Annotated in this window: 14 protein-coding genes; 7 read left to right on the top strand and 7 right to left on the bottom strand. The window is 74.2% G+C overall.

What is annotated here, in order from left to right:
* From NCC78_RS21030 to NCC78_RS21020, 3 genes are all read right to left on the bottom strand, one after another.
* Positions 1 to 1,776: FtsX-like permease family protein (locus NCC78_RS21030; protein WP_308220929.1), on the bottom strand; the 1,776-nt coding region annotated here is incomplete at its 3' end.
* Positions 1,777 to 1,862: 86 nt separating this feature from the next.
* The gene (locus NCC78_RS21025; protein WP_250796469.1) at positions 1,863 to 2,270 is read right to left on the bottom strand and encodes a hypothetical protein; all 408 of its coding nucleotides are present in this window, start codon (positions 2,268 to 2,270) and stop codon (positions 1,863 to 1,865) included.
* 109 nt (positions 2,271 to 2,379) lie between these two features.
* The gene (locus NCC78_RS21020) at positions 2,380 to 2,568 is read right to left on the bottom strand and encodes a hypothetical protein (RefSeq protein WP_250796467.1); all 189 of its coding nucleotides are present in this window, start codon (positions 2,566 to 2,568) and stop codon (positions 2,380 to 2,382) included.
* Between the two features lie 67 nt (positions 2,569 to 2,635).
* Between NCC78_RS21020 and NCC78_RS21015 the strand changes: the two genes are divergently transcribed.
* Positions 2,636 to 2,932: a hypothetical protein gene (locus NCC78_RS21015; RefSeq protein WP_250796466.1), complete on the top strand. Its 297-nt coding sequence runs from the start codon at positions 2,636 to 2,638 to the stop codon at positions 2,930 to 2,932.
* A gap of 109 nt (positions 2,933 to 3,041) precedes the next feature.
* On the opposite strand, the gene ligD is transcribed toward NCC78_RS21015, so the two are convergent.
* Positions 3,042 to 4,067, bottom strand: a complete 1,026-nt coding sequence (gene ligD, locus NCC78_RS21010; RefSeq protein WP_250796465.1) for a non-homologous end-joining DNA ligase — start codon at positions 4,065 to 4,067, stop codon at positions 3,042 to 3,044.
* Between the two features lie 47 nt (positions 4,068 to 4,114).
* Between ligD and msrB the strand changes: the two genes are divergently transcribed.
* Positions 4,115 to 4,528 carry a peptide-methionine (R)-S-oxide reductase MsrB gene (gene msrB / locus NCC78_RS21005; RefSeq protein ID WP_250796463.1) on the top strand — a complete coding sequence of 138 codons (414 nt, stop codon included), beginning with the start codon at positions 4,115 to 4,117 and terminating at the stop codon, positions 4,526 to 4,528.
* Positions 4,529 to 4,601: 73 nt separating this feature from the next.
* Here msrB and NCC78_RS21000 read toward each other — a convergent pair whose 3' ends face one another.
* The 3 genes from NCC78_RS21000 to NCC78_RS20990 all read right to left on the bottom strand — a co-directional run bounded on the left by NCC78_RS21000 (position 4,602) and on the right by NCC78_RS20990 (position 6,487).
* Positions 4,602 to 5,174 (bottom strand): DUF305 domain-containing protein, encoded by a 573-nt coding sequence (locus NCC78_RS21000; protein ID WP_250796461.1) that lies wholly within the window; start codon positions 5,172 to 5,174, stop codon positions 4,602 to 4,604.
* Between the two features lie 70 nt (positions 5,175 to 5,244).
* On the bottom strand, positions 5,245 to 5,982 hold the full coding sequence (locus tag NCC78_RS20995; protein WP_250796459.1) for a lytic polysaccharide monooxygenase: 738 nt from the start codon (positions 5,980 to 5,982) through the stop codon (positions 5,245 to 5,247).
* Positions 5,983 to 6,211: 229 nt separating this feature from the next.
* Positions 6,212 to 6,487, bottom strand: a complete 276-nt coding sequence (locus tag NCC78_RS20990) for an isoamylase early set domain-containing protein (RefSeq protein WP_250796457.1) — start codon at positions 6,485 to 6,487, stop codon at positions 6,212 to 6,214.
* Positions 6,488 to 6,643: 156 nt separating this feature from the next.
* Here NCC78_RS20990 and NCC78_RS20985 point away from each other — a divergent pair, with 156 nt between their 5' ends.
* From NCC78_RS20985 to NCC78_RS20965, 5 genes are all read left to right on the top strand, one after another.
* The gene (locus NCC78_RS20985; protein WP_250796456.1) at positions 6,644 to 6,904 is read left to right on the top strand and encodes a metallothionein; all 261 of its coding nucleotides are present in this window, start codon (positions 6,644 to 6,646) and stop codon (positions 6,902 to 6,904) included.
* Positions 6,905 to 7,014: 110 nt separating this feature from the next.
* Positions 7,015 to 7,599 (top strand): redoxin domain-containing protein, encoded by a 585-nt coding sequence (locus NCC78_RS20980; RefSeq protein ID WP_250796454.1) that lies wholly within the window; start codon positions 7,015 to 7,017, stop codon positions 7,597 to 7,599.
* Position 7,600: 1 nt separating this feature from the next.
* A complete protein-coding gene (locus tag NCC78_RS20975) occupies positions 7,601 to 8,497 on the top strand; it encodes a cytochrome c biogenesis CcdA family protein (protein ID WP_250796453.1) in 897 nt (298 codons plus the stop codon).
* Positions 8,498 to 8,506: 9 nt separating this feature from the next.
* Positions 8,507 to 8,950, top strand: a complete 444-nt coding sequence (locus tag NCC78_RS20970) for a GNAT family N-acetyltransferase (protein ID WP_250796452.1) — start codon at positions 8,507 to 8,509, stop codon at positions 8,948 to 8,950.
* A 160-nt stretch (positions 8,951 to 9,110) separates the two neighbouring features.
* Positions 9,111 to 10,196, top strand: a complete 1,086-nt coding sequence (locus tag NCC78_RS20965) for a lytic polysaccharide monooxygenase auxiliary activity family 9 protein (protein WP_372495169.1) — start codon at positions 9,111 to 9,113, stop codon at positions 10,194 to 10,196.
* Positions 10,197 to 10,311 lie beyond the last annotated feature (115 nt).

Genomic DNA, 10,311 nt, shown 5'->3' with positions numbered 1-10,311 from the left:
CCAGGCGGGCAGCGCCCGGTCGACACCCGGGAGCGCGGCCAACTCGCCGCCCCGGCCGTCGGGACCGGTCCCGCTGCGCTCGACCAGCCGCAGGTCGGCGCCGACGCCGTGGTCGGCCTGGTCGACCTGCGACCGCTCGCCCGTGGTGACCAGCGACCAGGCCAGGGTGCTGCCACCCACGGCGAGCGCGAGCAGCAGTACCGGGCCGGCGTGCGGCCGCCGACCGGCCTGCCACATGCCGAACATGGTCGCCGTCCACGGCTTGCGGTCGACGAACCGCTCGGCGAAGCGGGTCGCGGGCGGCAGCAGCCGCAACGCCACGACCGCGCCCGCGAGCACGCCCAGGGTCGGGGCGGCCACCAGCAGCGGGTCCACCCCGAGCCGCGCGCCGGCACCCGTCACCGGCGAGGAGTACTGGCGCAGCTGCGTCCAGGCCAGCACCGCGAAACCGACCAGCAGCAGGTCGACGCTGGCCCGTTGCACGGCGGCGGCGCGGGTGGGGCGGGAGCGGGCCGCCATGTCGGCCACGTACGTTCCGGCGTTGCGCAGCGTCGGGGCGACCATGGCGGCCAGGCAGCCGGCCGCGGTGGCGGCCGCGACCACCCACAGCAGCGTCGAGCCGCCGGTGGTGGCCATCGCTTCCCGGCTCGCGCCGTTCAGTCGGCTCAGCACCCCACCGGCGAGCAGTGGCCCCAGCAGGGCCGCGGGCAGGACGACCAGGGTCGCCTCCCGGGCGGCGAGGCTGCTCAGCTGCCGCCGCGCCGCGCCCCGGGCCCGCAGCAGGGCGGTCTGGCTCCGCCGGTCCTCGTGCAGCAGGGCGGCCACCAGCAGCAGCGCGTACCCGCCGAGGACCACGATCAGCAGCACGGGGGTGGCCAGCGAGGAACGTCCCACCAGGTCTGCCCGGGCGATCCGGTCGAGCATCCGGTCCATCGCCGTGACGACCTGGGCGGAGGAGCCGAGCCCGGCGGCCTCGGGCACCTCGGTGGCGGCGTCGGTCAGCGCCTGCCGCACGTCGAGCAGCCGGCCGGCGCCTGCCACGGCCGCGAGGTCCGGGGCGACCACCCACGACGCGGACACCGCCCCCGGGTAGACCGCGACGAAGTCGGCCGGGTCGAGCAGGAAGGGGCCGTACGAGGTGGCGGAGTCCGCCGCGCTGCCGGCCCCCACACCCGGCGCCAACCGCCAGTACGGGTCGGCCGGATCGCGCGGCCGCCAGGTGCCGACCACGACCACCTCGCCGGACCGGTCGGAGGCGCGGTCCAGCACGGGCACCCGCTCGCCCGTGCTCATCCCCAGCGCGGCGGCGACCTTCTCCGGCAGCGTCACCTGTCTGGGGCTCGCCCCGGGAGTGGGCCACGCGCCGGCGACCAGGTCCGCGTGTCCGGCCAGGTCGTCGAAGGTCGCGAAGCTGGCGAAGACCGGGTCGTCGTCCTCCCGGACCACCGGGCCCAGATCGCCGGTCAGCTCCTGCCCACCGCCGTACCGGCCGGCGAAGACGGTGACCGGCGCGCCGCCGAGGTCGGCGGCGAAGCCGTCCCGCACGGCCCGGTCCCGGGTGGTGAATTCGGCCGCGTCCCGTCCCGCGGCGCCGCTCACCAGCAGGGTGCGCTCCTCCAGCGGTGCCGCCGCGAGCATGGCCCGCTGACCCGCGTCGACGGCGCGGCGGTTGTAGTCGGAGAGCCCGGTGACCCACGCGACCGCCACCAACGCCGCCAGCACCGCGGCGAGCAGCAGCCCCCGCGCCTCGCGGGCCCGCCTCCACACCAGCTTCATCCGACGCCCTCCCCTGGCCCCCGTCGGGCCGACGACCAGGGAGAGCGGTGACGGGTCCGGAAAGGTTCGCGCCCGTTACATGATCGTTATCCGGCCGGCGCCGGCCAGTCGAGCCCCGCCCGGTCCGCTCCGGCCCGCAGCCGCTCGGCGAACCGGGACACGCTGCCGTCCAGCGCGGCCAACTCGGCGGGGTCGAGCAGGAGCACCGGGCCGCCGTCGGTCAGCGCCAGCACGCAGGGCGTACGACCCTCGCTGGCGGCGTGGACCTCGGGGTCGCGCTCGTTGAGGTGCACGAGGTCGACGGGGACGCCCAGCTCCGGGACCAGCTCCCGCCACTCGCGCCGGCGCCCGAGGACGCCGTGGGTGACGTCGCAGAGGGCGCACTCCGCGGTGCCCCGGACCTTGCCAATGACGTACGCCAGCTCGCCACGCAGGCCGCCGTCGGCGTGATACACGCCGACCAGCCGCCGGATCACACCGGAGGTGGAGGTCATGTCGACGAGTGTGCCCGAACGCGCACGGCCACTCCGCCGGCTCGCGGGGCGAACTCGCGCCACCGGACGTTCCGATCTGAGACAACCAGGGCGGGCCGAAGGACCGGTCTCAGTCTGTCGCCAGCTCCGGCCGATGCTCTCTGATCCACGCCTGGACGTCTGACTTCAACCAGACCTTGCCCTGCACCAGATCCGCCACCGGCTCCGGGAAGTTCCGGTGACTGGTGATCACGTAGACCCGCTGCTTGCTGATGCCACCGAGCATCACACGGATCTCCGCTGCTCCCACCAGCTCCATACGGCGGACGCTAGACAGTTGCCCCGACTCCTTGACTCAGGTCAACGCCCCGGTCACCGTAAGTGGTATGCCTACGCCGAACTTCTCGCCGGTCCATGACCGCCAGCGGCGGACCATCCGCCCGCACCTACCGATGCGGCCCCTGTGGTTGTGTCGGGTGTGCGCCGCTCCCTGGCCGTGCCAGCCGGCGAGGCTGCTGCTGTTGATGGACTACCGGCGGGACCGGGTAGGGCTGTCTGTCTACATGGCGGGCATCCTGTTCGACGCCACCGCGGATTTGATGACCCTCAACCCGAACCCGGGGCCGTCCCCGAGGGAGCTGTTCGACAGGTTCCTGGCCTGGACGGCTCGCCAACCTTTCTGAAGCGCGAACAGGCCCGGCGGCCCACCGGCCCAGCCGGCCGACGCGAGGACTCGCAGATTGTCGGCGAGTCCCGGCTCGACTGCTCGGACTTCCGCCTCTCCAGCCGGTGTCAGCGGGGGCGGTCGCGGTCCTTGGAGGGCTGTACCCGCTTCGGCTCGCCGGGCATCTTCGGATGATCGGGCGGGTACGGCATGTCGCCCTGGCCGGCGGCGGCGTCGCGGTCGGCCCACTCCAGCAGCGGGGTGATGTCCCACCCGGCGTCGTCGATGCCGGCGTGCGGGTCGCCCCGCTGCGCCAGCCGGGCCGGGACGCTGCGCAGGTCGAAATCGTCCGGGTCGACGTCGGGCAGCTCGTCCCAGGTGACCGGGGTGGAGACGGTGGCCCGGGCGGTGGCCCGCAGCGAGTACGCGCAGGCGATGGTCCGGTCCCGCGCCATCTGGTTGTAGTCGACGAAGACGCGGGTGCCGCGCTCCTCCTTCCACCAGGCGGTGGTGACCAGCTCCGGCCGGCGCCGCTCCAGCTCCCGGGCCAGCGCGATGGTGGCCCGGCGCACCTCGGTGAACGTCCAGCGCGGCGCGATGCGCAGGTAGACGTGCACGCCGCGCCCGCCGGAGGTCTTCGGCCAGCCGGGGACGCCCAGCTCGTCGAGGATCCCGCGCAGCTCGCCGGCGGCGGTGGCCGCGTCGGCGAAGTCGGTGCCGGGCTGCGGGTCGAGGTCGACGCGCAGCTCGTCGGGGTGGTCCACCCCGTCGGCGCGGACCGGCCACGGGTGGAACACGACGGTGCCCATCTGCGCGGCCCAGGCCACGTGGGCCAGGTCGGCCGGGCAGAGCTCCGCCGCGCTGCGCCCGCTCGGGAAGCTGATCGTGGCGGTGCGCACCCACGGCGGCACGCCCCGGGTGGGCACCCGCTTCTGGAAGAACATCTCCCCCTCGATGCCCTCAGGGAAGCGCTGCAACGTGGTGGGGCGGTCGTGCAGTGCGCGCATGATCCCGTCGCCGACCGCGAGGTAGTAGTGGAAGACGTCGGCCTTGGTGAAGCCGCGCTGCGGGAAGATCACCCGGTCGGGACTGGTCAGCCGTACGGTGTGCCCGGCCACCTCGATCTCCGCGGCCGCGGCCTTCGTGCCACCCATTGCGCGACCATATGCCACGGGTGCGACGTCCGGCGTACCGTTGACGGGTGAGTCTTGACGACAGCGAACTGCCCCGCACCGAGGAAGAGTGGCGGGTCCGGCTCAGCCCCGAGGAGTTCCGGGTGCTGCGCGAGGCCGGCACGGAACGGCCGTGGACCGGCGAGTACGTCGACACCAAGACGCCCGGCGTCTACCACTGCCGGGCCTGCGGGTTGGAACTCTTCTCCAGCGACACGAAGTTCGACTCGAACTGCGGCTGGCCGAGCTTCGACGACGCCATCCCGGGCCGGGTCAAGGAGATCGAGGACCGCACCCTGGGCATGGCGCGCACGGAGATCCGCTGTGCCCGCTGCGACAGCCACCTGGGGCACGTCTTCCACGGCGAGGGCTTCACCCCGAAGGACACCCGGCACTGCGTCAACTCGGTCTCCATCCGGCTGGAGCCGCGCGCCGACGCCTGATCCGGGTTGCCCGGTCCTGGTGCCGATGGACGGGTGACGCCGCTCGACATCCACGATGCGCGCGTACGGCCGCTCAGCGGCGGGCGGCCGGCATCGCCGCCATCAGCGTGACCTGCGCCGTCCGCGACCGCTCGATGCGCCGGGCGAGGTCCCGTACGCGGGGGCTGGCGCCCACGTCGAGGTGCGCCCGGGCCAGGTCCGCCGCCGCCTGCTGGTGGTCGCTGAGCACGTCGAGCAGCACCCCGTCGGCCTGGGCCGGCGGGGCGGCCCGCAACCGTGCCAGGTCGGCATCGGCGTGCCCGGCGTGTTCGTGGCGGTGGCCGCCGGCGGTGGCGGTCGGTCCGGCGTCGCGCAACCAGGCGCGCATGGTCGCCAGCTCGTCGGCCTCGGTCACCTCGATGGCGGCGGCCAGGGTCCTGATCTCCTCGTCGCTCGCCCGGTCCCGGCCCAGCCGCACGATCTGAAGCGTCTGCTCGGTGTGCGCCACCATCGTGGTCAGGAAGACCAGGTCGAGGCCGTTGACCCGCTCACCGGTCGCCCCGGTGGCGGGCCGGGGCGACTGCGGTGGCGGCGATATCGGCCCGGTGGCGCAGCCGGCGGTCAGCAGCAGGGCGGCGAGCAGGGCGACGGGCGGCCGGCGGCGCATGCCGTTCTCCGATCGGGGCGGGGGTGTCGCCGGCTGCGGCGCACGACGGGCGCGGGCCGCAGCCGTACGGTCAGACCTGCGTCCAGAGGGCCGGCACGTTCGGCGGCTCCCAGCCGGGGAGCGCGGTGTGCGCCTGGCGGCAGCGGTAGCTGGCGCCGCCGTAGGTGACCTGGTCACCGACCTGGTAGGCCCGGCCTGCGGTCCAGGTGCCGCCGGGCGCCGGCGGGGAAGACGTGGCGGTCGGCGTGGGCGCCGGGGTGGGTGACGTGGTGGGCGTCGGGCTGGGGCCCGGCGCCCCGCCGCCGACCTGCACGTCCACGCAGGAGTAGAACGCGTTGGCGGTGTCGGCGATGTTCCAGATGGCGAGAACCTTCTGCCGGCCGGAGTAGCCGCCCAGGTTGACGGTGTGCGAAACCGTCGAGCCGGGCTGCTGCCCACCGCCGTTGAAGACGGCGATCCGGGTGCCGCCGATGTAGTACTCCCAGTTGCTGGTGGCGTGCCGGGCGGTGTTCGTCCAGGTGAAGGTCACCGAACTGCCCACCGAGGTGGCGGGCCAGCCCCGGCTGTCGTCGTTCAGGACGGCGAACTGGGCGATCCCGGCATGGCAGCTGCGCAGCCCCTTGGGGCCTTCGACGCTCTGCGGCTCGTACCTGATCTGCCCGCAGTCCGGGACGCGGCCCTGGGCGCAGAGCGCCTGGCGGCTGGGCGGCCCGGAGACGTAGCCGTGCGCCTGGGCGGGCGCCGCGACGGCCAGGGTGGAGACGACGGCGCCCGTCGCCAGGAGCGGGAGGGTGATTCTTCGACGCATGGTGGCAGCTCCTTCGGGGCATCGAGCTGGTGAGGTGCCACCCAACATAATTTAAACCTTGTTAACAGTAAAGACTCCTGTCAATAAAAACATCGACGTATCTGATTGCGCTCCCTGCGTCCGGCCCGCCGCCCCGGTCGGTTCCGACGCAAGCGGCGGGCCGCCGTCGCTCAGCCGGTGGGACGGGCCATCGGCCCGGGGCCACGGCCCCGGCGAGGCGGCACACCGCTCAGAGCAGCAGCAGGCTGCCGCGCTCGTCCACCCGGTCGGCGGAGTCGTCGTCGAGCCAGACCCCGTCGCTGGCGAGGTAGCGGAAGCGGTACTCGCCCGGGCCGAGCCGGACGGTCACCGTCCGGGTCCCGTCGCGGCGGGCGACCAACTCGTGCCGGCCGGGCTCCCAGCCGTTGAAGCAGCCGACCACGCTGACCGTGCCGGGCGGGGTGTCCCGGGGCAGGCAGAAGGTGACCCTGGTCTGGTTGCCGAACAGCCTGTTGCGCTTGATCACGTTTCCCTCCGGAGTCGAGGCGTTCCATCGGTACCAACGGCCGACACGCCGGGGACGACTCGCCGTGGAACCGGATCAGGTTCACCCGTTCCGGTTGCCGGCGTGCGGCGATTGCTCCACGCTGAGGTGACTTGTCCATTTCAGGGGGGTTTCATCATGGCTACCTGCGAGGTCTGCGGCAACGACTACTGGATGGCGTTCGAGGTGCGGACCGTCAGCGGGGACGTGCACACCTTCGACAGCTTCGAGTGCGCGATCCACCGGATGGCGCCCGTCTGCGAGCACTGCGAGATCAAGATTGTCGGCCACGGCGTGGAAGTGTCCGGCCGATTCTTCTGCTGCGCGCACTGCGCCCGCGCCGTCGAGGGCGACCAGGGCGCCCAGATCCGCGACGCGATCGGCGCCCGCCCAGCCTGACGAGAACCCGTCGCGGCGGTCGAGGAACCCGCGGTGGCGGCCGACCATCCCGGCGGCGCGTAACCGAGCGGTAAGGTCGGCGCGCCCTGCGGCCCGGCTAGCATCCGGACATGCCAGCCACCACAGCACGGATCGTTCCGCTCGTCCTGACGGCGGCCGTCCTGGGCCTTACCGCCTGCGGCGGCGGCGGTGAGCCGTCACCGGGCGCGGCCCCGGCCACCACGGCCGGCGCCGCCGCGACGCCCACTGTCGAGGCGAGCGCCACCGGGAGCGCCAGCCCGGCCGCCCGCGTGCCGCAGACGCTGGAATTCACCGCCCGGACCATCGACGGCGGCTCCTTCGCCGGGAGCAGCCTCGCCGGGAAGCCGGCGGTGCTGTGGTTCTGGGCGGCCTGGTGCACCCGCTGCCGCGGGGTGGCCGACGAGGTGGCCGCGGTGCAGCGCGACAACGCCGCCCGGGTGAACCTGATCGGCGTGGCCGGGCTGGGCAGCGGCGCCGAGGCGATGAAGCGCTTCGCCCGCGACACCGGCATCACGGGCTTTCCCCACCTGGCCGACGACGACGGCGCGGTGTGGCGCCGCTTCGACGTCACCAGCCAGGAGCACTACGTCCTGCTCGACTCGGCCGGGAAGGTCGTGCACAACGGCCCGCTGTCCCAGGCCGAGCTGCGCACGCGCGTCGCCGGGCTGAGCTGACATGCCCGACGCCCCCTACGGTCTCGCCCTCGGCGCGGGGCTGCTCGCCGCGGTGAACCCGTGCGGCTTCGCGCTGCTGCCCGCGTACCTCTCGGTGCTGGTGCTCGGCGACGGCCCGGCGGCGGAGCGCGGACCGCTCGCGCCGGTGGGCCGGGCCCTGGCGCTGACCGGCGCGATGACGGTCGGCTTCGTGGCGGTGTTCGGCGCGTTCGGGCTGCTCGCCGGGCCCGCCGCGGACGCCGTCGCGAGTCGGCTGCCATGGGTGTCGGTGCTGATCGGGCTGGCTCTGGTGGCGGCCGGCGGCTGGCTGCTCGCCGGGCGGCAACTGCCGACCCTCACACCGAAGCTGGCCACCGGGCCCGCCGTGCGGATGCGCTTCACCTCGATGGCGCTCTTCGGCGCGGCGTACGCGATCGCCTCCCTCGGCTGCACGATCGGGCCGTTCCTGGCCGTGGTGGTCGCCGGGTTCCGCGCCGGCAGCCCCGTCGCCGGCATCGGCCTCTTCGTCACGTACGCGGTCGGGATGGGGCTGGTGGTCGGGGCGGCGGCGCTGGCCGTCGCGCTCGCCCGGGAGTCCCTCGTGCGCCGCACCCGCCGGGCCGCGCCGCTGCTCGGCCGGATCGCCGGCCTGCTGCTGGTCCTCACCGGCGGCTACGTCGCCTGGTACGGCTGGTACGAGATCCGGCTCTTCTCCGGCCGGGCGGCCGACGACCCGGTCGTCGACGCGGCCGGCCGGGTGCAGTCCGCGCTCAGTGGCTGGCTGGACGGGCTCGGCCCGTGGGTGGTCACGGCCGTCGCCGTCGCCCTGCTCGCGGTCGCGGCCGGCAGCACGGTGGTACGCCGGCGGCGCGCCGCCGCCCGCGCCACCCCGACCGCCGAGCAGGTGGACGCGGCCTAACATCGCGGGGTGCCGCAGAACCCCGAGGTGCGCGTCGCCTCCTTCGCCGACCTGGACACCCGCACCTTCCACGACCTGCTCCGGCTCCGGATCGACGTGTTCGTGGTGGAGCAGGCGTGCCCCTATCCCGAGCTCGACGGCCGGGACGTCGAGCCGGGCACCCGCCACCTCTGGCTCGCCGCCGACGGCACCCCGCTGGCGTACCTGCGGATCCTGGCCGACCCGGGCGGCGTGGCGCGGATCGGGCGGGTGGTGGTGGCGCCGCGGGCCCGCGGCGGCGGGTACGCCGGGCGGTTGCTGACCGCCGCACTGGAGGTGGTCGGTGACCGGCCCTGCGTGCTGGAGGCCCAGTCGCACCTGGTCGACCTCTACGCCCGGCACGGCTTCACCGTCAGCGGCCCCGCCTACCTCGAGGACGGCATCCCGCACACGCCGATGCGCCGGGAGCCCTGACCGGCGTCGCCACCCCGGACCCACGGCATTGACGTGAGCCGATGACTGTGCGAGTCTGCCGGGCAGAGCCGTCGCGGGAGCCACGCAACGGGCACGGGAGGGGCAACTCCCGCGTCGTCCGGGCGTCGTCGCAGTCCGACCTCTCCCCTCGGGGGCTCACGTGTCCACTCTGCTCCGATCACCCCGCGTCCTGTGGCTGCTCGCCGTCGCGGCGACCGCCACCCTCCTGCTGACCACCGCCCTGGCCAACCCCGTCTCGGCGCACGGCTCGGTGGTCGACCCGGCCTCGCGCAACTACGGCTGCTGGCAACGCTGGGCCAGCGACTTCCAGAATCCCCGGATGGCCACCGAGGATCCGATGTGCTGGCAGGCCTGGCAGGCCAACCCCAACACCATGTGGAACTGGAACGGCCTGTTCCGCGAGGGCGTCGCCGGCAACCACCGGGCCGCCATCCCGGACGGCCAGCTCTGCAGCGGCGGGCGTACCGAGGGCGGGCGCTACAACTCCCTCGACGCGGTCGGCGCCTGGAAGACCGCCCCGGTGGGCAACAGCTTCAAGGTCCGCCTGTACGACCAGGCCAGCCACGGCGCCGACTACATCCGGGTGTACGCGACGAAGCAGGGCTTCGACCCGCTGACCGAGCCGTTGGGCTGGGACGACCTGGAACTGGTCGGCCAGATCGGCAACACCCCGGCGTCGCAGTGGAAGCCGGAGACCAACGGCGTCTCCATCGAGATCCCGGCGACCGCGTCGGGGCGCACCGGCCGGCACGTCCTCTACACCATCTGGCAGGCCAGCCACCTGGACCAGTCGTACTACCTGTGCAGCGACGTCGACTTCTCCGGCGGGCCGGGCACCCCGCCGACGACACCGCCACCCACCACCCCGCCGCCGACCACGCCCCCGCCCACCACGCCGCCGCCGACCACCCCGCCGCCAGCGGGCGCCTGCTCGGCGACGTACCGGGTCACCGGGCAGTGGTCCGGCGGCTTCCAGGGTGAGGTGCAGGTGACCGCCGGCGGCGCGGCGATCAAGGGCTGGACCGTGTCCTGGACCTTCGGCGACGGCCAGCGGATCACCTCGTCGTGGAACGCGACGGTCAGCAGCAGCGGGGCGGCGGTCACCGCGCGCAACGTCAGCTACAACGGCACGCTGGGCGCCGGGGCGAACACCACGTTCGGCTTCCTCGGCTCCTGGGCCGGCGGCAACACCGCGCCGAGCCTGACCTGCGCCGCGACCACCTGATCCCCGGGCGGGGCCGCCCCCACTCCCTCCGGGCGCGGCCCCGACCGGCCCTAGGCCGGCCCCGGCCCATGGCGGATCGGGTCACGGCGGGTCGGGCCAGGGCGGATCGGGTCAC

Origin of the sequence: Micromonospora phytophila, assembly GCF_023656545.1 — a bacterium.
Taxonomy (GTDB): Bacteria; Actinomycetota; Actinomycetes; order Mycobacteriales; family Micromonosporaceae; genus Micromonospora; species Micromonospora phytophila.
Note: the sequence above shows the minus strand (reverse complement) of the source record. Positions and strands in the feature narration are given on the sequence as shown.